This is a genomic window from Flavobacterium rhamnosi, assembly GCF_048286515.1.
Classification (GTDB): domain Bacteria; phylum Bacteroidota; class Bacteroidia; order Flavobacteriales; family Flavobacteriaceae; genus Flavobacterium.
Window position 1 is genome coordinate 15,327 of the sequence record NZ_JBLVPS010000008.1, and the last position, 22,905, is coordinate 38,231.

A 22,905-nucleotide genomic window follows, 5' to 3' on the forward strand; every position below is an offset into this window, starting at 1 on the left:
ACAAAGCAACATCTTAATAGAAACATATGCCAGAACATTCGACAGAGAGGCGGAGAACGTCGACGGAATTTTAGTAATTAAGATCTAAGACCAGCCTTGGAAAAATTTTATAAAATTGTCCTTGTATTGATCAGTGACCGCAATTGTAACTTTACCAATCTGTACTGAATTTTTTGTAGCTGCCTTTATTTTATCCAATGATACAATATACGACCGGTGGATTCGCATAAATTTATTCTCAGGAAGTTTTTCTTCAAGCGATTTCATACTTGTTAGTGACAATAGTGGCTTGTCCTCACTAAGTCTAAATACTTTTACATAATCCTTCATGCTTTCGATATAGATGATATCATCTACTGCTATTCTAACAAGCTGATATTCGAATTTTAGATAAATGTAACTTACTTCAGTTTCGGGAATTGGCGGATTGATGCTTTTTATTTCCTGTTCCGGGTTTCGGATTAAATCAAAATAAGCAAGAGCCTTTGCAACAGTTTTACTGAAATCAACAAAGCTAAAAGGCTTAAGGAGGTAATCGAGAGCGTCAACCTTATAACCATCAAGCGCATACTGATCAAAAGCAGTGGTGAATATGATTCTTAAATTCCCTTTTACACGATATTGTTCCACAATCTTTGCGAGTTCAATTCCATTTATGTCTGGCATTCTAATATCTAGAAATAGGAGGTCAATATCGTGTTCATGAATTGCTTTTAATGCTTCAATGGCGTTCGAAAACTGCCCTACTAATAATAAGGATGGGGTTTGTTCTATATAGGAAACTATAATTTGTAATGCCAGAGGCTCATCATCAACCGCGATACATTTTAATATCATGAGATTTGTAATTTTAAGATTACTCCGTACTCCTTCTGAAGGGGATCTTCATTAGTAACTAATTCGTACTTGCCAGGATAAATCAAATCGAGTCTTCGACGGGTATTAATTAAACCAATCCCGTTACTTTCTTCTTTGTTTATGGTTTGATTATCAAATATTGAATTGCGTACTTCAATTTGTATATATTTTTCGGACTGTTTAATTCCTATGTAAATATAGCTTGGGTAAATCCCACTGATTCCATGTTTATAAGCATTTTCTATAAAAGGCAAAAACAGCATAGGAGCTACTTCGACATCCTTAATAATTGTAGGCTTTTCAAATATTACCTGCACTTTATCTGTTATTCTCAATTCCATAAGTTTAAGATAATCTTCTACGAAACCTATTTCTTTACTTAGCGTTGTCAGATTGTTTTTGGTGTCATAAAGTACATACCGCATCATGTGTGACAGTGTATATATAGCTTCACGAGCAGGTTGGTTTTCTGTACCTGCTAAGGCATAAATACTATTCAGAATATTGAAAAAAAAGTGAGGATTGATTTGCGATTTAAGGAATGACAATTCCGAAATAACTTTTTCCTTTTCAAGATTTTGTCGCATTTGATTTTCAGTCTGAAGTTTTTTTGCAACGCTTATTACTGTGCTGCCTCCCACCATTAGCAGGGTTATTATGATTTCGCTTAAATTTGATATCAAGCTGCTGTGCATGTTGTCTTTCTCCGAAATTTTAAAATGCTTTCTTAGTATTTGATCAAGATCTAATACTGTGTTGAACGTATTACTAATGTACAGAACCGCCAGTAATAGAAAACATATTGAAATAAAGAAAAATCCGTTCCTTCCTTGAAATAATAGTTTAGGTACAGCTATTTTATAGGTAAGATAAAACACTGCAACCCATACAATATACATGAAAATTTGCTTTAACCAAAATTCAATCGGAAAGCTAATATTCAAATATAGAGGCATACTTTGGACTATAAGCAGTCCAAAAAAGAGCAAAGCTTTTGAAAAAATCGAAATATCTTTAACTGAAAATGGTTTCATTGGCTACAAATTAAAAATAAATATAAGCAATAAAATAAGTCCTAAAATGAAAATCGACCGTTTCCTATAGAATGTCGATAGAAAGACCTAGTTCACCTAAGAAAACTATTTGCAAGCTTTACTATAGGACTTTAATCATTTTTAATTAAGTCAACCAATTTGAGGGAAATAAAAAAAGGGAATACTCCAAAAGTGGTGTATTCCCTAATCTCAATAGTTGTAAATTTAATAACAGTGCCTAGTATCTGTTAATTATACCCATCATTCTGAGTTAATTTAGCTTGTGTGTTGTTCTGAATTTCTTTGCTAGGGACAGGATATAAATTGTTATGCAGTTGTACATTTTTACTGGAATAGAAGTTATATCGTTTTGTTCTGTCGTAAAGTAAACCAAGCCTATTTAGTGTTAATCTTCTAGGTTCCTCCAGATACAATTCTCGAAGACGTTCGTCAAGAATAAAATCAATGGTCACTTCCGCACCAGATATTTGCGATGCATTGGCTCTTGTTCGAATTTTATTAATATCAATTGCCGCCAGATCTTTTTTCCCCAAATTCATATTTGCTTCTGCTCTCAAAAGTAATGTTTCAGGAAGTCTGGCTGCATATATATCCGTAAAAAGTCTTCTTGCATTTGCAGACATCATAGGTCCTACACCTCCAAAACTTGCTATTAAATCTTTTTGTGCCTGAGTTGCCAATGCTGCTTGTGCTGTCGTAAGAGAATTGGCGCTACCTGTCATTAAATCTGTTGAGAAATGGTTGTTAATTTGAGTATATTTCAAAAATACAGGGTAGAGTTTTCGATTTGAATCGTTTTCAATTACGGCAGCATTTAAATACGTCTGATATGCCAATTTACTGTTAGTACGTAAATCAATGGTTTGATTATAATACTTTGATAGCGGGTTGTCTATCCACCATTTACGTAATATATTATGATCAGAATTTCGAATGTCGTTATCAAAATCTTGAGGTTTAACATTCTTCCAAATTCCATGGGTTACGTGAGTTGAAGGTCTGAAAAAACCTTGTCCTCTACCAGCATGATAGGTAGATTCATAAATAAAGGTTCGCACACCAATATTTTCATTTTTGGCCTCAAATCTGTTGTATTCCGGACCTATTAGTCTTTCCCAAAAATTTGCATCACCTATTGGATCACCATAACCACCCAAAGTTAAAAATTCAACCTGATACACCCAAATACTTTCTGTATTACCAGACTTTCTATTTTGATTATTCAGCTGGAATAAATCCCCATATATATCCCCAGGTTTATCTTTTCTTGAGCCAAAGCGACTGTTCATTAGTGAATATTTCCCTCCATCAATAACTTCAGAAGCAACCTCTACCGCTTTTTGATTTTCACCTTTGTAAATATATATTTCCGCAAGAAAATGACGGGCAACATCCTTGGATATTCTTCCATTCTCTTCTACATTGTCAACATCGGGTAAATTGGCCCTTGCGAACTCAAGATCATCGATGATGGCAGCGACAATTTCTGCTTTTGGTGCTCTAACAAAATCCCTTCTTGGAAAAGATATTTCTTCTAAGACAAGCGGAACATCTCCAAACAAATATACAAGCGACCTATAGGCATATGCTCTAAAGAATCTTGCTTCACAGAGGAGCGTCTTTTTTTGTGTTTCATCACTAAATTGTACATTGTCAATTCTAGCTATAATAGTATTGGCATTAGAAATGATTTTATAAGCTCGCTCCCATCTCTCTTGAACATCAGTGTTATCAGATCCAAAAGCAGTATATTGAGAAAATACGTTTGTTTTAAAATCTCTAGCTTGCCATCCCGCATCTGTACCAAGTAGCAAATCTAAATCATCAGGAGACCCAGAAGTCCCAGTTGCAAAATAACGTCGCGCTTGACTATATAATTGAGCTACTGACGCCTTGAAATTGGCCGGAGTTGTAAAAGAGTTTTCAACCGTTGTAAAATCTTTTGGGATTTCTTCTAAAATCATATCTTCATTACAAGCATTTAGAGCTATAAACAGGATAGATAAACAAATATATTTTATATGTTTCATAATTCTTTTAATTTAAAATTTTCTAAATACTAAAACGACAGGTTTACACCAAATGTATACGAACGGATCACTGGTCTTCCAAAAGAAATTCCTACAGGGTTTCCAAGATCATCGGTAGCCTCCGGATCAACACCTTTCCATTTGGTCCATGTTGCCAAGTTTTTACCACTTGCTACTAAAGTCAGATGTTTAAGTCCCATTTTTTTTATTAAAGCTTCATCAAAAGAATAGCTTAAACTAACGTCTTGTAATCGTACAAAGCTTCTGTCTCTTAAGAAAATTGCCTCTGAAGGGTTGTTGATACCGCCATAACTAATAACAGGATATTCAGCATTCGGGTTGTCGGGCGTCCAATAATCAACCACTTTAGGTAACAATCCTTGAATCTTCCCTTTACCTCCTGCATCCCAATTGGATACTCTCCAGTAATTATCTTCTCCGAGATATTTGTTTTTACCTCCCTGAATTGCATTTATAAAAGCACTTAGTTTAAAGTTTTTATATGTAAAAGTATTGACTATACTGAAACGATAGGCTGGGTCTTTACTCCCTAGTATCACCTTGTCATCCGTACTTGTAATTTTACCATCTTTATTTTGGTCCACTAATCTATAAAATCCGGTCTGAAAACCGGGTAACAAAGGATCTCCTATTTGATATATTGGATTGTTGGGGTCAATTTGAAAATGATATATAGCTCCTAATTCTTTTCCTATAAACAAACCAGCCGTAGGTAAATCATCTTCTTTTCCATCTTCGTTATCATCTCTACCCAAAACGGAAACTATTTTATTTTTATTTGTTGAGAAATTCACTGTTGATGACCATTCAAAATCACCCACAGTCATATTTCTGGAATTTACAGTAAATTCAAATCCAGTGTTATGCACTTTACCTAAATTAGCTCTGGCTTTAGAAAAACCATTTAAAGAAGGGATATCTATTCCGACAAGAATGTCTTTAGTGTCAGTGTTGTAGTATTCAATATTTCCGGTTATTCTGTTATTCAGAAGTCCGAAATCCAATCCTAGATTAACACCATTGGTTGTTTCCCATTTCAAATTGGGTGAGGCAATAGTACTTACTTCCTGTCCTGAAGCTGTTGTTCCTCCATCACCAAAAACATACGCATTATTTTGAGCTACTCTCGCTAGTGTTTCATATCTTCCAACTCCTCTTTTTCCACTCTCTCCATAGGATGCCCTCAACTTTAAATTAGACATAGTTTTATCAAGACCTTTGAAAAAGTTTTCTTTTGAGAGTGTCCATCCTAAAGCAACAGATGGGAATACTGCAAATTTATTCAGGGTACCAAATCCTGAAAAACCATCGCGCCTTACGGTGCCGGTAACAAAATATTTCTTATCAAAATTGTAATTAAGTCGGGCCATTTGATAGATACTGCTTTCGTCTTCAGCACCTGATTCAATGACTTTTGTACCCGCTAAACTAAAATCATTAAAACCTAATGTTTGGTTTGAGAAATTTGAGCCTGAGACTTCTGTTGATTCAATGGATCTTTCTTCACGTCCATAAACTAAAGTAGCATTAACATTATGAACCTCTTTAATAGTAGTATTGTAAGATAGAATATGATCCATAGTCCAATCATTTTCCAGGAAAAAATTTTTTCTTGCTCGTGAAGGAAGTGCATCTGTTTTATAAAGAAATTGATTATGTCTTCGGGTTCTGTAACTATTATTATAATTAAGTCTATAAGAGAGACCTTTTATCCAAGGGACATCAAAAGTCGTATAAAGCGTTGTGTTAAGGTGCAATCTCTTATCTGCATCAATATCACTTGCGGCAAGTAAAGGGTTGGACTGTAAACGACCCGTTGGCGAGGAAATAAGATTGCCGTTATCATCGTAAGGAGATGCATAGGGTGAATAAGTATAGCTTTCTCTATCGAATTCTATCCCAGAGTAATCTGCTGTTGTAACAAATGAGTTAGTGCCAATTTTCCACCAGTCATTTAATTTTACATCTAGATTGATCCTCCCAGTGATCTTTTCGTAGTTATCACCAATAATAATTTCTTCCTCATCTAAAAAAGATCCAGATATAAAATAGGTTACATTTTTAGCATTTCCTGATATGCTCAAATTATGATTATTAACAAATCCTTTTTGTGTCAACAGATCTTGCCAGTTAAAATTAGTGCCATTGTTATATCCTTTAACCTCAGCAGGATCCAACCCTGTAATTGGGTTAAAATTAGGATTGTATAAATCCCCTTGTGGGAAAGCGGATCGCCAGTTATATGCTCTAATCTGATTTAAGTAATCTTCACCAGAACCGTATTCTAATTTATGAGCATCTTCTTTAATACTATAACGAGTGGAGTAATTAAAAACTGGTTTCCCTTCTTCACTTCCTTTACCAGACTTTGTAGCTATCAAAATAACTCCATTAGATGCCTCCGAACCATAGATCGCAGTAGAACTTGCATCTTTTAAAACATCTACTGATTGAACGTCATCTGGATTAATATCCTGAAGGGTTCCTCTAAAGATAATACCATCAACAACTATTAGGGGAGTATCTGAAACTCCAGATCCTCCTAAGTTGTTTTTGCCTCTTAATGACACATTTAAATTACCTCCCGCAGAGGTACTAACTCCGACATTTAGACCCACTACAGATCCTTGCAACGATTGTAAAATATTGGTATTTCCTTGTTCCCTAAAGGTAGCCAAGTCTGCCCTCACTACTGCACCGGTCACATCTGATTTTTTCTGCGTACCATAACCTACTACTATAATTTCATTTAATACATTGTTTTCTGGATCTAAACTTATATTTATATTGGTTTTTCCATCAATGGGCATTTCGATTGTTTTGTAGCCCATATAACTAAAAACCAAAATGTCATCGGTTTTAGCGCTTATACTATAATTCCCGTCAAAATCTGTAGATGTACTCTTAGGAGTACCCTTGATAAGTATAGAAACGCTTGGCAAAGAACCTCCTAATTTAGCATCTGAAACCGTTCCTTTGATATTTAATACTGTTTGACCATAGATTGGAAAGCAAAATAGTATTCCAAAAAAAAAGAAATAATATTTAATTTTTATTTTATTTATTTTCATAGTTAGTTGTTGGTTAATTAAAAAAAATTAATGTAATCGTGTAGTTTGTTAAAATGAGATCGTTATTTTCTATAGGCCGCCTGTTTTTAAATTAATATTTAAATCACGAATTCGATTTCGTAATTATGTTTAAAAGAGAATTTGATGTGCTCATTATTTCAAATTTCACATAAATTTATGTTAAGGCTATCCTGCGCTATCCTGTTTTATTTAATTAAAAAATTAAAATTTTCTAATAAAAAATTATTAATAAAGTAAAATTCACTAATAAAATCCTGTATTTATTAAGAAAAATGTAATTAACCACCATAGGGTCAGGCAGGTGTAATCCGTTATGGTAAACTGAAAAGAAAAGAGAATGGACTAACAGAAAATTGTAGAATATCTTGATTGACTCAACATTAAACAAGATATTGACCATTAAGGCATAGCTGCGACGATTATTGATGCGGAACGGTTTATTTCTTAGAAGACAGTAAGATCTCTGTCGCTAAGTTTTCAACTAGTGTAAATAATCTGTTCTCCTTGAGCGGCAATTTGTTTTTGTCCTAATTACAAAAAGCATGTAGCTGTCAGTCAGTAAGTATAAAAGAGGAGAGGTCTATAAATGGCACTCATAAATACTATTTCATCAACCAGAACGTAAATAGCTATTTAAAGAAGGTTTTAGTGTTGCTATGTAAGTCAAAAAGAAAGCTCTCAGGCTCGTACAATAGCATTAGAATTTGAAAGAGAATCAATCAAAATGACTATCAGAAATAAACTTTACTTCGTTGAAAAACAGCTATTTGTTACAAAAAAAAATAGGTGGTAATATCACTAAAAGTGGGTATTGTATAAACAAGTTAATATGAGTTTATTTACAGGGAACAATTTACTTTTATTGTTTTTTCATTACGTTTAACTTAAACTCTTCCGATTATGAAAAATCTGTTAACTTTTTTATTATTAGCATTAGTATTATCAAGTTGTAGTGATGGATCCTCTGAGGATTCTGGTGATTTTAAACCTGCAATTACGACTCTAAATTTAACTGCAAAAGTCCCCACTTCTTTGCAATCTAAGTCGCCAGTGACTTGGGAGCAGATTAGTGCTATGGAAGCATATATGAATATGGGAGGAATGTTTATGAACCAGTCCAATACAAAAAAAACAGCTAAGTCATTAACAAGTAAGCTTTCTCTTTCGGCATCAATTTATAATTGGAGTGTTGGTGACTATGTTGTAGATTATTCTTATAAACTAATGGGGGAGAAATATGAATACACTTATGTGATAACCTTAAAAGGGGATAGTTACGCAACGATAAATGGATGGCAGAACACAAATGGTACAGCTGGTCATTGGACTTACGATATAAATTTATCAGTTGTTGGTGTGCCATCTACGTCAAATTTTAATATTGACTTTGATTGGACTAAAAACAATGCGGGTAATTATAATTTTGATATGGTTTTTAATATGGGAGACTATGGCACCATGCGTTATGTGTCAAATATCAATAGTGATTTGTCAGGGGATTTTAATTTTTACATTGACAATGAGCTTATTTATGCAAGCTTGTGGAATTCCGGCGGTAGCGGAAGATTTACTGATTATTTTACTGACCCGCCAACAATTACTACTTGGTAATTAAAAGAATTTAAAGAATTAAAAGAGGCTACAGTTGTTAGCTTCTTTTTTTTTGCAATTCTGTTAGGTTGGCTTGAATTGTATATTTCTAATAAAGCCAAAAAAAATTACCCTCTTTACTCTGAAAAATAACAGTATTTTTATGATTCAATAAAATGTTGAGATTATATCTATACTCCATTGGATTGATAACAACAAAATAGGCCCCTCCCCAAGGTATGCCTCGTGAAATTTTAGAACATCAATACAGTTTTGGTATTTGATAAACATACTACTGGAGTTAAAATAAATTAACAAAAAAATAATTTTAATTAACACTTACTGTTAACAAAAAAATATATATTTGCATGAAAATTACGTTTGATGATAACAAATTAAGAAAGTATGCTAATGATGACAGATTAGCAGAAAATAAACTTGGAAAACGAGAAGCTGGACTCTTTAAACAGCGACTTGATGATTTAGCAGCGGCACAAACTTTAGAGGATGTTAGACATTTGCCTGGCAAATACCATGAATTAGTTGGGAATAGAAAAGGACAATGGGCTTGTAATTTAGTTCATCCTTATAGATTAATTTTTGAGCCTCACGAAGACCCAATCCCTACCAATGAGGACGGTCAATATATCTGGATAGCGATAAAAGGAGTTGAAATAATTAAAATTGAAGATTATCACTAACAAAAAAACAAATGACAACAATTACCCAATATTACCCTCAGTCAGTTTCACATCCCGGCACTACTTTGTCAGAAATTTTAGCTGAGAAAGAAATGGGAGCAAAAGAATTCGCAGTAAGAACTGGAAAACCTGAAAAAACAATTTCAGATGTTTTGAATGGAAGAAGTGGGATTACCCCTGAAATGGGAATTTTATTTGAACAAGTATTAAAAATTCCTGCTCATTTTTGGATTAACAGGCAAAGAACTTATGATGAATATTTAGCAAGAGTTGAATATCAAAAAACAATAGAAGAAGGAGTTGAATGGTCAAAAACCTTTCCTTATGCTAAAATGGCTTTATTGGGTTGGGTTGAGCCAACCACGAAAAAAGAGGTAAAGGTTATAAACCTTTTTGACTACTTTGAAGTTTCTAATACTAAAGGATATTACGATTTTTATCATAATCAAAAACTATTAGTCAACTTTAGAATTTCATTAAAAGAGAATGAAAATGCTGGAGCTATTGCAGCTTGGTTAAGACAAGGAGAAATTCAAGCTGATGCTTTTAATGTTCCAGAATTTGACAAAAAAAAATTAAACGAAATTTTGCCTAAACTAAAAACAATTATGGCATCACAACCCAATGATTTTTTCAGTCAGATACAAGTATTGTGCAGCTATGCCGGTGTGAAAGTAGTACATACTCCTTGTTTGCCAAAAGCACCAATTCACGGTTCAACAAGATGGTTAAATGATGTGCCATTAGTACAATTAAGTGGACGTTACAGAAGGAATGATATATTTTGGTTTACCTTTTTTCATGAAATTGGACATATTTTACTTCACGGTAAAAAATACATTTCAATTGAAAATATTGAATATGATGGAGAAAATCAAGTTTATGAAAATGAAGCAAATGAATTTTCAGCAAATTTACTTTTGAATAAAGAACAAGAACAAGAAATAACGAACAATCATACTTTAACAGAAAATGATGTTGTTAGCTACGCTAATAAATTTAAAACGCATCCAGCCATTATAATTGGAAGGTTACAACATTTAAAGTTAGTTCCTTTTGGTATGGGTAATAATTTATGTAAACCAATAGATTTTTGTTCGTAGTAAAACCAATAGAAATATTCATCTCTTTAGTCGAATATTAATTGTTTTGAACTTGTATGATAAAAAAACGGACAGACTCGCATTGCGTTTCCCTTTTCAGACTGACTAATATTTATGCTTAATTTTTGCTTACGTACTGGTTTTCGGATTGATCTGTTTCTACGCCGTTTTATTAATAAATTAATTCTTAAAAAGACTTTTTCAGTGGCCTCTATTGCTGTAACCTCTTTTTAAAAAAGCTCTCTCTCTAAGAATAGAACCTATATAAATTTAAAGGGTTTTTAAATAATCGATACTTTTTTTCAATGCTATTTCGGGTGATTGTACCATATCCTGTTCAACAAAGAAATGCTCAACACCGTTTTGTTTTGCAGCAGTAAGTATTGTAGGCAAATCTAGTACACCTTCTCCAGATGAAGTCATGTAAGGAAAAAGGCTAATCCATTGTGATGCATCACCACCATCTCCTGCAAATCTTTTTGCTTCTTTCATGTCTTTTATATGCACCATTTTATACCTGTCTTTATGCTTTTTGAATAATTCAACGGGATCTGCTCCACCGGCTATTGTCCAGTAAAGATCCATTTCAAAATAAACCAAGCTAGGGTCGGTTTGATCAAAAATAATATCTAATGGCATAACTCCATTCACATTGTTTAAGCCATAGCCATGATTGTGATATGCAAAACGAATTCCTTCTTTCTTGGCTTGAGCACCAATCGAGTTGAATTTTTCTGCTACTCGTTTATAATCGTCTAGGTTTTTTCTTTCAGCATCCGGAATGGAAGGAAGTACCACATATTTTGCGCCAATTAAATTAGCGGTTTCCGCCAATGGACCCATATTATTTGATAGTGTATCTAAATCAGTATGCATGGAAGGAATAGTAATGCCATTTGATTTTGCTGCTTTAAAAAAATCAGAAGCTGTTTTGTTAAAGAAACCACTCCCTTTGAATCCTAATTGGGGTGTAACGGAATTCCATGAAGCTTTTGCTTTTTCAGTACTGAATTCATAAGGTCCAAAACATTCCACTTCTTTGTATCCCATTTTAGCTAACATAGCAAAAGCGCCATCAAAGTCATTCTCTAGCATTTTTGGTATAGAGAATAAACCCAAGCCTACTTTATTGATTAATGGAGTTCTGGCAAACAGTTCATTTGCGTTTACTAAAGATGCTACAGAAAATAGGGCAGTGCTTTGAAGAAATTGACGTCGTTTCATAGTGCGGAATTTACAACCTCTAATTTATTCAATTATTTGGAAATAAAAAATAATTTTATATAAAAGTGGTCCCTTCGAAAATTTAAGAATCACTAAGCGCTAATTTTTACACATAAAAAAAGCCCGACATTGCTGTCAGGCTTTTAAAGGTCCCTCTCTTGGGCTCGAACCAAGGAGTGTGACTAGCAGTAAAACCAAGACTTTACGTTGTTTTACTTTTTTATGTTACCGAATTGTATGCCTTTTTTATTGATTTAATAATGGCTATATCTTTTTGTTTTAATCAAAAACTACATCTTCATCAATTATTTCAGCAACATTCGTTGTGGGTAGAACATACTGATTAAAGGTAGTGTCTTCTGTTTTAGCGTGTAAAACCCCTCTAGTTGTTCCGATAGTAAGCATTGCCATATGAGCGACAAAATTTTTCGGGAAAATCATTTTGTCTTCTTTTGCAAAACTTTTCCATGCTGAATCATCAATTTGAAAGAAACAACTTACCTGTATACTCATGAATGGTTTTTTCTTCATTTCAAAAGTAAATTTCGTTGTAACTGAAAATCTTTTGTCATCTGAATTTAATCCAAAAGTCAAGTTAGTATTTAGTTTGATTTTATCTTTCTCAGAGTAATTTTCTGGAAATAAAGCAAACTGCTCAGTTTTTATCTGAATTAAGCTGAAACTAATTTTATTATTATCTTCCATTACATTGCCTTTTCTAAAGGTTGAAAAGTTGTTTGATTTAATTTGTTATAAACAATTTTCATATTTGACCCTTCTTTTTTCTTAAAGTTATTCAATGATTTAAAATAAGAATTGCTGGTTGAAGCCAAATCTTCTGACCAACTCTCTTGAACTGCTTTTATAACTTGAGCTTTAATCTCAATTTTATTTACTGGTTTGTAATCAATAATTTCCATCAAGACAATTCCTAATGCGGTTTCTAACTTATCAACCGTTTCAAAAGTCATGTTTTCTTGGCCTTTGACAATTTTATTCACATGCTGCGCAGAAACGTTCATTTTTTCTGCTAAATCTTTTTGTGACCAACCTTTGTCTTTTAATGCTTCAAGAACATTAACTGCTACTTTTGCTGATTGATCTAATCTTTTTTTGTTGGTTTTATAATGGTCCAACTTTGCAAGAAAATTAGATGGTTCATTACTTACTAATTTTGCAAATTTTTCTAATCTTTCGTTTTGTGTCATGGCTTTAAATTTCAAACGTTTCAAAATCATCTTGGTCTAGAATTCCTTCTTCTTTTAGATAATTTCTAACGTCATTCAATTTTAGTAATTCTTTTTGTAAATGTGGTTTGTCATTCATCGCGCCTACGAGCTTTATTGCTCCTCCGGTAACTATGAATGTATTGGGTGCTATTCTAATGGCGTATATACGTAACCATTTCTTCTGGCTGTTTGTTTTGGCTTTTTCTTGTTGAAGTTCTTTTTGAGAATAGTCACCGTCTCGTAACGGTTTAAAAGCTAATGATAATGTTTCGTCATTACTTTTTGTTCCAGAAATTGCCAATGCTTTGAGTCTTTCAAATAAAAATAAGGCTTCATCCCTTGTGTATGAAATTGCTTGTTGAATGCTGATAGTTTTTCCATAATAACCACTATTCAAATCGTTTTGATGCAAAGTGAAAAAATCGTGTAAATATTGAGGGTCTAATAACCATTGGTCGATACATTTAGTTGCTTCATCTTCTGGTTCTCCTAGAAAGTGAATAGAAAATAATCCCTGCTTATTTTCTTGGGCAAATATAGGAACTATTTTCATAAAATCAACTTATAGGTTTATTTTTTAGCAAAATTATATGATTTTACAATACTATGGAAACTTAGTTATTAACATAAAGTCTTGTTTCTTCCTCAATTACATCTTATGTTATTCGCAAAGACTTTAAAAACAATAGGTTGTAGACTATTTGTAACATCCTCTTTGTTTTCCTAAAAAGGATATTTATCTCTATCTGCTTTACCCGATCATAGCATTCTCACTGATTTTTTCTATTATGCTGATTACTTTATGAGCATCGCTATCATCAAAAACCCCTAATAAACCTTTGTCATTTGCATTTGTAAATGGTGATTCAAAGAGCACACTAGGCTCTATAGCGCCGTTTACAGTAAGATACGAAATGATGTTTTATTTGGTCTGCTCTTAGGTTTCCATTGCTTAGAAAGTCTGCAAAAGCATCTTATGCTGCTTTTACATCTAGACCAATAATACTTCTAATGAATATGCCAAGTGGTTCTTGTCCGTACTCCTTAACAAAATCCTCTCTTGTACCTTTCATTATTCATACTAGGTCACCTTTAAATGCCTTTTGTAAGAGTCTATTAGGAAAGAACAAATTCACTTTTCTTTATTTCTTTGCCTAAGTGTTTATCGTGAATGTCCTCAACAGAAAAAGGATTTTCCCGTAATCTTAAAATCATGTAGATGCTATTGACCTTTGATTTTATTGTGTCAAGTTGAGAGTTGTATAGAATTGCCGATTTATGAGATTTTAGAATTACTTGGCTTTTGTTGTCCCAATAGTCAGCTTCTATATGAATGCCTGTGCTAAGTTGTTTTCTGTTACCATTCAGGGTTAATCTACAATACAATGGGGATTGATTCTTCTTGTTTGTTCTGTTCTTTGCTTGAACAAATAGAATTTTAAAATTTTCTGTTGTCATAACTTTTGGTTTAAGTTAGACCTACAATTAGTTACAATAAAAAGTGTTGCCTTTTAGAAAAAGAGATGTTGCCTAATATGTTGCCTTTTTTTATAAAAGAAACTATATCAAAGTTGTCAAATGACAAAATCTCCATTTTTTAATAGAACCTTGTGAAGCACTGATTTCACTACCGCCTTAAAACAAAAAAGACCTTACATTGCTGTAAAGTCTTTTTAAAAAGCTCCCTCTCTTGGGCTCGAACCAAGGACCCTCTGATTAACAGTCAGATGCTCTAACCAACTGAGCTAAGAAGGAAACTGTGTATTTTTATTCTTGTATCGAATGAACGTTTTTAAGTGTTTATTAGTGACGTGTGTTTCACTTCTAAAGCGGTGCAAATATAGGGCTTAATTTGTTTTTAGCAAACAAAATTAAAACTTTTTTCAATTTTTTTTACTTCCCTACAATTGCTTTGTAAATATCGTTTCCGTTAGCAAATAACAACAGTGTTATAAGTAATACGAAACCAACCATTTGAGCGTTCTCAAGGAATTTATCGCTTGGTTTTTTACCACTTACTATCTCATATAATAAAAACATCACATGACCACCATCAAGCGCTGGAATCGGCAATAAGTTCATCACACCAAGCATTATTGATAATAAAGCGGTGATCGTCCAGAAAACTTCCCAACTCCATGTATTAGGAAAAATGTCGAAGATGGCTTTAAAGCCACCCACTTGTTTGTAGGCACCAGTACTTGGACTGAAAATCATTTTTAGTTGTTTTCCGTATCCTACTAGTTGATCTTTCCCTTTTACAAGCCCTACCGGAATAGATTCTAATAAACTAAATTCCTGTTTGCTGATTTTATAATAACCGAGTTTTTCAAGTGAAGCTATTCCTAAACCTCCAACACCAATCCCTAATTTTCCTTCTTTAGAAACAATAACAGGAACCTGGACTTCTTTGCTGTCTCTTAAAACCGTTGCACTAATCGTCTTGTTTTTGTTGTTTTCTAAAACTGCTTTAGCTTGGTCAAAATATTTTGTTGGCTGTCCATTAAGCGCAATAACGATATCTTTTGGTTTTAGTTCTTTATTCAATGATCCTGCTGAAATTTCAGAAACTGCAAATGGCATCCTAATGTCAACTAACGATCCTTTTTCAAACTTTGAGAGTTGATCCACAAAATCATTTGGCATTGTGATCGATTGTTCTGTTCCGTTTCTTTCTATCAAAACCTGTTTTGCCATGACAATCTTCATGTTAATGTCATTGTCGAATTTTACTACTTTTTCACCATCAATCGAGATGATTTTATCACCAGTTTTAAACCCTGCGTTTTGCATGGCTTTGTTTTCTATCAAAAGACCGTCTTTTAAATCTGAGTTTGCAATATAGGTGTCACCATAAGCAAATGCCATCCCGATATAAATAATGAATGCCAAAATGAAATTCACAGTTACGCCACCCAACATAATAATCAAACGTTGCCAAGCTGGTTTAGATCTAAATTCCCATGGTTGAGGTGGCAAAGCCATTTGCTCTTTGTCCATGCTTTCGTCGATCATTCCGGAAATTTTTACATAACCACCTAGAGGCAACCAACCGATACCATATTCAGTTTCGCCAATTTTCTTTTTTATAAGGGAATATTTAACGTCAAAAAACAAATAAAATTTTTCGACTCTGGTTTTAAACAATTTAGCAGGAATAAAATGTCCTAATTCGTGAAGTATAATAAGTAATGATAAGCTCAATAAAAATTGAGAAAGCTTGATAACTATGTCCATTTTTTAATTTTAGTTCTTTTACAACTTACAAAAGTAAGGTTTTCTATTTGTTTAATTTGCAATAATTGTTCCAGACCCTTTTAAATGTTTGTTAATTAATTAAATTTCAATTTTTCCTTTCAGCTATGTCTCGTAACTTTACTTTTTCTGAAACGGATTTTCGTTATCTTATTTAAAATGCATTTAAAATAAATAGTTATGTCTTCAAAATTATTTTCGCCACTTCAAATAAAAAACATCAGCCTTAAAAATAGAATCGTTATTTCTCCAATGTGTCAATATTCAGCGCAGGACGGTTTTGCCAATGATTGGCATCTTGTGCATCTGGGCAGTCGTGCTTCAGGAGGGGCAGGACTAATTATTCAGGAAGCGACTGCAGTTTCTCCCGAAGGCAGAATTTCCCCTGAAGATTTAGGGCTATGGAAAGACGAACAAATTGAAAAGTTACAAATCATCAATCGTTTTATTGTCAGTCAAAATGCAGTTCCCGGAATTCAATTGGCACATGCCGGGAGAAAAGCAAGCGGAGCTGCACCATGGGAAGGAGGCAGGAAATTAGACGAAAACCAAGGCGGTTGGGACACAGTAGCACCGAGTGCTATCGCATATCATGACAATGAGAAAGCACCAATCGCATTAGATAAAGCAGGAATTGTAAAAGTGATTGCAGACTTTAAAGCGGCTACCAAAAGAGCGGTTCAAGCTGGTTTTCAAGTTCTGGAAATTCATTCGGCTCATGGTTATTTATTGCATCAGTTTCTTTCTCCCTTATCTAATTACAGGACAGACGAGTACGGTGGAAGTTTCGAAAACCGAACCCGTTTGGTTCTTGAAGTAGTGGAAGTAGTACAATCAGAATGGCCTGAAAACTTGCCTTTGTTTGTTAGGATTTCCGCTACGGATTGGGCGCAAGGCGGTTGGAACATCGAAGAATCAGTACAGTTTTCGAAAATACTGAAAGAAAAAGGAGTGGATTTAATTGATGTTTCTTCGGGAGGATTGGTATCACATCAACAAATCTTGTTGGGACCAAATTACCAGGTTCCTTTTGCAGAAAGAATAAAAAAAGAAACTGGAATAAAGATAGGTGCCGTCGGATTAATCACAGAATCTGGTCAGGCAGAGGAAATTATTGCAACTGGAAAAGCAGATTTGGTTTTGTTTGCAAGAGAATCGCTTAGGAATCCAAATTTAGGACTGACATTCGCAGAGGAACTTCATGTGGATGTTCAATGGGCAAAGCAATACGAAAGAGCCAAAATAAAATAACTAAGCCCCTTCTGTTTTTCATATATTTTTCAGCGTTTAATCCTATAGGAATAAATAAGTTCATTGAGTTTTAAAATTAAAAGTTATAAATTCGTGTTCGACTAAAAAAAAAGCACATGCAAAAAATAAGAACTGCTTTACTTTCCTACGGAATGTCTGGAAAAGTATTCCACGCTCCGTTTATATCGTTTCACCAAGGTTTTGAACTGATTGGTTCATGGGAAAGAAGTAAAAAATTGATCCGGGAGGACTATCCTTCGGTTAAAAGTTATAGCACAATGGAGGCTTTACTCGAAGATGATGTGGATTTGGTAATAGTGAATACGCCAGTGGATACGCATTATGAATATGCCAAAAAAGTATTGCTAGCCGGAAAACATGCTATTGTCGAGAAAGCATTCACCACAACAGTTGCGCAAGCAAAAGAACTAGCTGCTTTGGCCAAAGAAAGAGGAGTAAAACTAGCCGTTTTCCAAAACAGAAGGTGGGACAGTGATTTTAAAACTATTCAGCAAATCATTTTGGAAAAAAAATTGGGTGAAATAGTGGAAGCTGAATTCCATTTTGATCGTTACAATCCTCTTTTGAGCCCAAAGTCACATAAAGAAACTGCCAATTCCGGAGCCGGAATTCTAAAGGATTTAGGACCTCATTTGATTGATCAGGCTTTGTGTTTATTTGGCTTGCCTGAATCTGTTTTTGCTGATATTAGAATTACGCGAGAGCATTCTCTAGTGGACGATTATATAGATATTTTGTTGTATTATTCTGATTTTCGTGTCCGATTGAAAGCTGGATTTTTTATCAGAGAAGCCGTGCCGTCTTATATGATTCATGGTAAAAAAGGTTCTTTCTTGAAACCGCGTGGCGATGTGCAGGAAGACGATTTAAAACTTGGAAAAAAACCTAATTTAGATACTTGGGGAAAAGAGCCTAACAGTAAAGAAGGTACTTTACACACTGAAATTGAAAACGACATCTTTAACGCTAAAGTCCCAACACTTCAAGGCAATTACTACGATTTTTTTGACGGAGTTTACAATTCCATTTTAAATGATACACCAGAGCCGGTAACTGCTCAGGACGGAGTTCATGTAATGCAAATTATTGAAGCTGCAATTCAAAGTAGCGCTGAAAAGAAAGTAATTGGTCTATAAGTTGGATCCGGAATGTTTAGCAATTTACCCGCAGATTCGATTTCTATAAAAGTTTAAAAATCAATGAATCTGCGGATATCGCTTTTTTGTTAGGCAACAGAGTTCATTTTTTATAAACAATAACGATGTATTTTTAGGCAAATGTGTTGTTTCGACATAATGAACGATTGCTTTTTGTACTTTTGACCTTAAGAAATTCTAAAACTAATTCTTTTGATAGATTTAAACTTTTTGGGCAGGTTCAAAGCGAAGGGAAAATATAAGAAAACATATAGGGACGCTAAAATTTCTTATTTGAACCGAATTCGTTGGGCAGTATCAATGTTTTATTTTGGTCTGGGTTTGTGTTTTGCTTCTTGGGCGAGCCGAATACCGGATATTAAAACAACATTGCATTTAAGCGAAGGCGATTTAGGCAGTATTTTATTTGCATTACCATTAGGACAGCTCGTAGCAATGCCTTTTTCAGGTAGATTAGTAACTCGTTTTGGAAGTCATCGCACCCTAATAGTTGCATTATTAGGGTATGTTTTCAGTCTGACGAATCTTGGTTTAGCTGTTCATGCCTGGCAACTGTCTCTGGCTTTATTTGTGTTTGGAATATTCGGTAATTTTTCGAATATCTCTGTTAACACTCAAGGTGTTTATACTGAAGGACTTTTTAAAAGAACCATCATGTCTTCTTTTCATGGCATGTGGAGTTTAGCTGGATTTACAGGAGCTTTGGTAGGATTGGGAATGTTAGCAATGGATCTTACTCCATATCAACATTTTTTAATTGTTGCAGCAATTGTACTTTTGTTGGTTGCTTTTAATTTTAAATTTCTAATAAAAGCAAAAGAAACCGTTACAACAGAAAAGAAAAAAGGATTCAGAAAACCAGATAGCACACTGATTTGGTTAGGAATAATTGGTTTTTGTTGCATGGCAAGCGAAGGAGTCATGTTTGACTGGAGCGGTGTCTATTTCAAAGATGTTGTGAAAGCGCCCGGACCATTGGTGATTTTGGGCTATACTTCTTTTATGATTATGATGGCGGGTGGCCGATTTTTTGGAGATGGTTTGAGTCATAAATTTGGACGAAAAACAGTGATGCAAATCAGCGGTTGCATGATTTCGGTAGGTTTATTTACCGCCGTATTTTTTCCGTTCATAATTCCATCAACCATCGCTTTTATGTTTGTGGGATTGGGAGTTTCCACTATTATACCAACTCTTTATAGCATTGCTGGGAAAAATCCAAATATCCCCACAGGCGAAGCCTTAACAGCTGTTTCTAGCGTAAGTTTCCTTGGCTTTTTAATGGGCCCACCAATAATTGGTTATATAGCTGAGGTATTTAGTTTGCGATTTTCATTCGCTTTCATTGGTATTTTTGGATTCTTCATTGCACTAATGGTTTCCAGAATCAAGGCAATTCAAGACTAGTTTTTGATACCCAACATCTGTAGTTGATTTAAGATGTTGCTTTTTAGTAAATGATGTGTAGTTTCGGGATTACAGATTTTTGTTTTAGAAGGTAAATCTTTTAGTTGTGAGGATGTTGTTTTTCACTGCGGCTACAGGAGGAATTTACTATATTTGCCTTTTTTAAATAAATTTTACCATGAAACAAATCCTTTTTGCACTAGTTCTAACGCTCTGTGTATCCTGTTCAAAAGACAAGGAAGTCGATTATATTGCCCAAAACGAAAAAGAAATTAGTGCTTATGTAGCAAAAAATAATTTAACGGTGCAAAGAAGTGCTTCAGGACTGTATTATGTAGTTAGTGACGAAGGTACTGGAGAGCAGCCAATAACAACCTCTAATGTAACGGTAGCGTACAAAGGTTACTTTACAAACGGATCTGTATTTGATCAAAGTAAAGCAGAAGGCATTTCATTTAACTTGCAAGAAGTCGTAAAAGGCTGGACAGAAGGAATCACTTATTTTAAAGAAGGCGGTAGTGGTATCCTTTTGGTACCGGCTCACCTAGGATACGGAAATAATGATAATAAGGGTATTCCCGGAGGTTCTGTACTCATTTTTGAGGTTAAACTTATTTCAATAAATTAGAATTTATTCCTTAGATGTTAGGATGAGAATCCGTGTTGTCTTGAGTATTTCTAAGTCATCTGGTTTTTAACGATAATGCTAAAATAAAAGGGCAGTCTAAATTTTTAGACTGCCTCTTTGTTTTTGATTATTTGATTTCGACAATGCTTATGGCATAGCCTCCACCCGGAGCACTGAATTGTGACAGTTTTGATTTACTGGTCACAGCCATTTTGCGAACAGTATATGCTTGCGGATTTGTTTTAAAATGCGCATCCTTTGCATCTGCATAGATCGTAGCCATATATTTTTTTCCTTTTTCCAAGAAATCGAACTTGATAGTAGAAGTACGAGAATTTTCACCATTTACATTTCCGATAAACCAGTTGTTCGTCACTTTTGCTTTACGGGCAACGGTAACATATTGACCTGGTTCAGCTTCAAGATATTTGCTGTCAGTCCAATCTACAGCTACATCTTTGATAAACTGGAAAGCATCCGGAAAGCGATCATAATTCTCCGGTAGGTCAGCTGCCATTTGCAATGGACTGTACATCGTTACATACAAAGCCAGTTGATTAGCTATTGTGCTGTTAACATGTGAATTATTACTAGGATTAAGTTTGCTTAAATCCATTTCAAAAATACCCGGAGTATAATCCATAGGTCCACCTACTAAACGTGTAAAAGGCAATACTGTTACGTGATTTGGCTTAGAACCTCCAAAAGATTGATATTCGGTTCCTCTTGCCGCTTCATTGCCGATCAAGTTTGGATACGTTCTTGAAATACCAGTTGGGCGAACAGCCTCGTGAGCATTAACCATAATTTTGTAATCAGCTGCTTTTTCTATAGCATATTGATAATGATTGACAATCCATTGGCTGTAATGGTTTTCACCTCTTGGCATGATATCACCAACATATCCGCTTTTCACGGCATCGTATCCATTGTCTTTCATAAACTGATACGCTTTATCCATGTGACGCTCGTAGTTACGTACAGAACCTGAAGTTTCATGGTGCATTATCATTTTAACTCCCTTCGATTTTGCATATTCATGTAAGCCTTTCACATCAAAATCTGGGTAAGGAGTTAAAAAATCAAAAACATAATCTTTTGAATGCCCAAACCAGTCTTCCCAACCTTCATTCCAGCCTTCTACCAATACTGCATCAAACCCATTCTTGGATGCAAAATCAATATATTTTTTCACATTAGCATTATTTGCACCATGTTTTCCGTTTGGTTTTGCTTTTGCAAAATCAGTAACGCCAAGTTGTACCGTAGGGAATTCATCGGTGTAAGCCCATGAGCTTTTTCCGGTAATCATTTCCCACCAAACACCCACATATTTAACGGGTTTTATCCATGAAGTATCTTCAATTTTACAAGGGTCATTTAAATTTAAAGTCATTTTTGAAGCAAGAATTTCTCTCGCGTCATCGCTAACAATTATGGTACGCCACGGCGAATGGTTTGGAGCTTGCATATATCCTTTATCTCCTTTAGCATCTGGTGTTAACCACGATTCAAATACCATGTTTTTATCATCCAGATTCAGATGCATACATGAATAGTTGATTAATGCCGCTTCATGTAAATTGATATACAGTCCGTCACCTGTTTTTAGCATTAACGAGGTCTGAACTCCTGTAGGAGAAAAAGAAGTCTGCGATACATTTGCAGTTTTCGCTTTTTCAGTTAACCCTCTAATTTCAGACAATTTTGAAGTGGTATAATCGTATTCTTGGGTGTCATAGTCACCGGGAATCCAAAATGCAGTATGATCGCCTGCCATTGCAAACTGGGTTCTTTCTTCTTTAATTACAAAATAAGTTAGGTTTTTTTGTGAAGGGAATTCATAGCGGAATCCAAGTCCATCGTCAAACAAACGAAAACGAATAATAATCTGTCTGTCAGTCCCTTTTTGATTTAATGTTACTGCCAATTCATTATAGTGATTGCGAATTGAAGCAACTTCTCCCCAAACAGGTTTCCAAGTTTCATCAAAGCTTACTGTTTTTGTGTCAATAACAGTAAAATCGTTCAATAGTGATTTTTTATCATTTTTTAACTCAAGACCTAATTTACTTGGTTTTACAACTGCTTTGCCTTTGTAATTTAAACTGTAACTAGGAGTTCCGTCATTTTGTAATGAAAACTCCATCACAAATTTTTCATTTGGTGATTTTAACTGCTGTGCTTTAGCGGAGTTAAAAAATGCTAGCCATACTAAGGCTGTAATAAGAAAATGCTTCATTTTTTAAATAAAATTTAATAATTAATTTTCAGGTTTAATAG

At 34.3% G+C, this 22,905-nt stretch carries 18 protein-coding genes and 1 tRNA gene; 7 read left to right on the forward strand and 12 right to left on the reverse strand.

All coding sequences use genetic code 11. The annotated features are described in order from the left end of the window. Positions 1–84: 84 nt before the first annotated feature. From ACNQGN_RS08425 to ACNQGN_RS08440, 4 genes are all read right to left on the reverse strand, one after another. On the reverse strand, positions 85–837 hold the full coding sequence (locus tag ACNQGN_RS08425; protein WP_417987387.1) for a LytR/AlgR family response regulator transcription factor: 753 nt from the start codon (positions 835–837) through the stop codon (positions 85–87). Beyond that, positions 834–1,757: a sensor histidine kinase gene (locus ACNQGN_RS08430; RefSeq protein ID WP_417987388.1), complete on the reverse strand. Its 924-nt coding sequence runs from the start codon at positions 1,755–1,757 to the stop codon at positions 834–836. Before ACNQGN_RS08430 ends, ACNQGN_RS08425 begins: the two co-directional genes overlap by 4 nt. 383 nt (positions 1,758–2,140) lie before the next feature. Continuing rightward, a complete protein-coding gene (locus ACNQGN_RS08435) occupies positions 2,141–3,943 on the reverse strand; it encodes a RagB/SusD family nutrient uptake outer membrane protein (RefSeq protein ID WP_417987389.1) in 1,803 nt (600 codons plus the stop codon). A gap of 29 nt (positions 3,944–3,972) precedes the next feature. Then, positions 3,973–7,035: a SusC/RagA family TonB-linked outer membrane protein gene (locus ACNQGN_RS08440; protein WP_417987390.1), complete on the reverse strand. Its 3,063-nt coding sequence runs from the start codon at positions 7,033–7,035 to the stop codon at positions 3,973–3,975. Positions 7,036–7,956: 921 nt separating this feature from the next. Between ACNQGN_RS08440 and ACNQGN_RS08445 the strand changes: the two genes are divergently transcribed. From ACNQGN_RS08445 to ACNQGN_RS08455, 3 genes are all read left to right on the forward strand, one after another. Then, on the forward strand, positions 7,957–8,667 hold the full coding sequence (locus ACNQGN_RS08445; RefSeq protein ID WP_417987391.1) for a hypothetical protein: 711 nt from the start codon (positions 7,957–7,959) through the stop codon (positions 8,665–8,667). A gap of 347 nt (positions 8,668–9,014) precedes the next feature. Then, complete coding sequence (locus tag ACNQGN_RS08450) at positions 9,015–9,347, forward strand: type II toxin-antitoxin system RelE/ParE family toxin (protein ID WP_417987392.1); 333 nt, start codon at positions 9,015–9,017, stop codon at positions 9,345–9,347. An 11-nt stretch (positions 9,348–9,358) separates the two neighbouring features. Beyond that, entirely contained in the window at positions 9,359–10,450 is a 1,092-nt protein-coding gene (locus ACNQGN_RS08455) for an ImmA/IrrE family metallo-endopeptidase (protein WP_417987393.1), read from the forward strand. A 270-nt stretch (positions 10,451–10,720) separates the two neighbouring features. Here ACNQGN_RS08455 and ACNQGN_RS08460 read toward each other — a convergent pair whose 3' ends face one another. From ACNQGN_RS08460 to rseP, 7 genes are all read right to left on the reverse strand, one after another. Further along, a complete protein-coding gene (locus ACNQGN_RS08460; RefSeq protein ID WP_417987394.1) occupies positions 10,721–11,674 on the reverse strand; it encodes a sugar phosphate isomerase/epimerase family protein in 954 nt (317 codons plus the stop codon). Positions 11,675–11,953: 279 nt separating this feature from the next. Continuing rightward, a complete protein-coding gene (locus ACNQGN_RS08465; RefSeq protein WP_417987395.1) occupies positions 11,954–12,379 on the reverse strand; it encodes a hypothetical protein in 426 nt (141 codons plus the stop codon). Next, complete coding sequence (locus ACNQGN_RS08470; RefSeq protein ID WP_417987396.1) at positions 12,379–12,897, reverse strand: helix-turn-helix transcriptional regulator; 519 nt, start codon at positions 12,895–12,897, stop codon at positions 12,379–12,381. Before ACNQGN_RS08470 ends, ACNQGN_RS08465 begins: the two co-directional genes overlap by 1 nt. Then, on the reverse strand, positions 12,887–13,456 hold the full coding sequence (locus tag ACNQGN_RS08475) for a hypothetical protein (protein ID WP_417987397.1): 570 nt from the start codon (positions 13,454–13,456) through the stop codon (positions 12,887–12,889). Before ACNQGN_RS08475 ends, ACNQGN_RS08470 begins: the two co-directional genes overlap by 11 nt. Before the next feature lie 563 nt (positions 13,457–14,019). Next, positions 14,020–14,361 (reverse strand): Arm DNA-binding domain-containing protein, encoded by a 342-nt coding sequence (locus ACNQGN_RS08480; RefSeq protein ID WP_417987398.1) that lies wholly within the window; start codon positions 14,359–14,361, stop codon positions 14,020–14,022. 223 nt (positions 14,362–14,584) lie between these two features. Then, a tRNA-Asn gene (locus ACNQGN_RS08485) sits at positions 14,585–14,658 on the reverse strand. Between the two features lie 138 nt (positions 14,659–14,796). Next, positions 14,797–16,140, reverse strand: coding sequence for an RIP metalloprotease RseP (gene rseP / locus ACNQGN_RS08490; RefSeq protein WP_417987399.1), 1,344 nt, complete (start codon positions 16,138–16,140; stop codon positions 14,797–14,799). A 198-nt stretch (positions 16,141–16,338) separates the two neighbouring features. Here rseP and ACNQGN_RS08495 point away from each other — a divergent pair, with 198 nt between their 5' ends. The 4 genes from ACNQGN_RS08495 (at position 16,339) to ACNQGN_RS08510 (ending at position 20,622) form a co-directional block, all read left to right on the forward strand. Then, positions 16,339–17,409, forward strand: coding sequence for an NADH:flavin oxidoreductase/NADH oxidase (locus ACNQGN_RS08495; protein ID WP_417987400.1), 1,071 nt, complete (start codon positions 16,339–16,341; stop codon positions 17,407–17,409). Between the two features lie 116 nt (positions 17,410–17,525). Beyond that, positions 17,526–18,566, forward strand: a complete 1,041-nt coding sequence (locus ACNQGN_RS08500; protein WP_417987401.1) for a Gfo/Idh/MocA family oxidoreductase — start codon at positions 17,526–17,528, stop codon at positions 18,564–18,566. 213 nt (positions 18,567–18,779) lie between these two features. Next, positions 18,780–19,994 carry an MFS transporter gene (locus ACNQGN_RS08505; RefSeq protein ID WP_417987402.1) on the forward strand — a complete coding sequence of 405 codons (1,215 nt, stop codon included), beginning with the start codon at positions 18,780–18,782 and terminating at the stop codon, positions 19,992–19,994. Between the two features lie 178 nt (positions 19,995–20,172). Then, entirely contained in the window at positions 20,173–20,622 is a 450-nt protein-coding gene (locus tag ACNQGN_RS08510) for an FKBP-type peptidyl-prolyl cis-trans isomerase (RefSeq protein ID WP_417987403.1), read from the forward strand. Positions 20,623–20,749: 127 nt separating this feature from the next. On the opposite strand, the gene ACNQGN_RS08515 is transcribed toward ACNQGN_RS08510, so the two are convergent. Continuing rightward, positions 20,750–22,864: a glycoside hydrolase family 97 protein gene (locus ACNQGN_RS08515; RefSeq protein WP_417987404.1), complete on the reverse strand. Its 2,115-nt coding sequence runs from the start codon at positions 22,862–22,864 to the stop codon at positions 20,750–20,752. Between the last annotated feature and the right edge of the window lie 41 nt (positions 22,865–22,905).

What these genes read in the sequence shown, in the direction of transcription:
- rseP (WP_417987399.1), bottom strand. Translation starts at nt 16,140, where the DNA reads ATGGACATAGTTATCAAGCTTTCTCAATTTTTATTGAGCTTATCATTA.
- ACNQGN_RS08435 (WP_417987389.1), bottom strand. Translation starts at nt 3,943, where the DNA reads ATGAAACATATAAAATATATTTGTTTATCTATCCTGTTTATAGCTCTA.
- ACNQGN_RS08445 (WP_417987391.1), top strand. Translation starts at nt 7,957, where the DNA reads ATGAAAAATCTGTTAACTTTTTTATTATTAGCATTAGTATTATCAAGT.
- ACNQGN_RS08455 (WP_417987393.1), top strand. Translation starts at nt 9,359, where the DNA reads ATGACAACAATTACCCAATATTACCCTCAGTCAGTTTCACATCCCGGC.
- ACNQGN_RS08440 (WP_417987390.1), bottom strand. Translation starts at nt 7,035, where the DNA reads ATGAAAATAAATAAAATAAAAATTAAATATTATTTCTTTTTTTTTGGA.
- ACNQGN_RS08480 (WP_417987398.1), bottom strand. Translation starts at nt 14,361, where the DNA reads ATGACAACAGAAAATTTTAAAATTCTATTTGTTCAAGCAAAGAACAGA.
- ACNQGN_RS08425 (WP_417987387.1), bottom strand. Translation starts at nt 837, where the DNA reads ATGATATTAAAATGTATCGCGGTTGATGATGAGCCTCTGGCATTACAA.
- ACNQGN_RS08515 (WP_417987404.1), bottom strand. Translation starts at nt 22,864, where the DNA reads ATGAAGCATTTTCTTATTACAGCCTTAGTATGGCTAGCATTTTTTAAC.
- ACNQGN_RS08510 (WP_417987403.1), top strand. Translation starts at nt 20,173, where the DNA reads ATGAAACAAATCCTTTTTGCACTAGTTCTAACGCTCTGTGTATCCTGT.
- ACNQGN_RS08450 (WP_417987392.1), top strand. Translation starts at nt 9,015, where the DNA reads ATGAAAATTACGTTTGATGATAACAAATTAAGAAAGTATGCTAATGAT.
- ACNQGN_RS08475 (WP_417987397.1), bottom strand. Translation starts at nt 13,456, where the DNA reads ATGAAAATAGTTCCTATATTTGCCCAAGAAAATAAGCAGGGATTATTT.
- ACNQGN_RS08465 (WP_417987395.1), bottom strand. Translation starts at nt 12,379, where the DNA reads ATGGAAGATAATAATAAAATTAGTTTCAGCTTAATTCAGATAAAAACT.
- ACNQGN_RS08430 (WP_417987388.1), bottom strand. Translation starts at nt 1,757, where the DNA reads ATGTATATTGTATGGGTTGCAGTGTTTTATCTTACCTATAAAATAGCT.
- ACNQGN_RS08495 (WP_417987400.1), top strand. Translation starts at nt 16,339, where the DNA reads ATGTCTTCAAAATTATTTTCGCCACTTCAAATAAAAAACATCAGCCTT.
- ACNQGN_RS08460 (WP_417987394.1), bottom strand. Translation starts at nt 11,674, where the DNA reads ATGAAACGACGTCAATTTCTTCAAAGCACTGCCCTATTTTCTGTAGCA.
- ACNQGN_RS08500 (WP_417987401.1), top strand. Translation starts at nt 17,526, where the DNA reads ATGCAAAAAATAAGAACTGCTTTACTTTCCTACGGAATGTCTGGAAAA.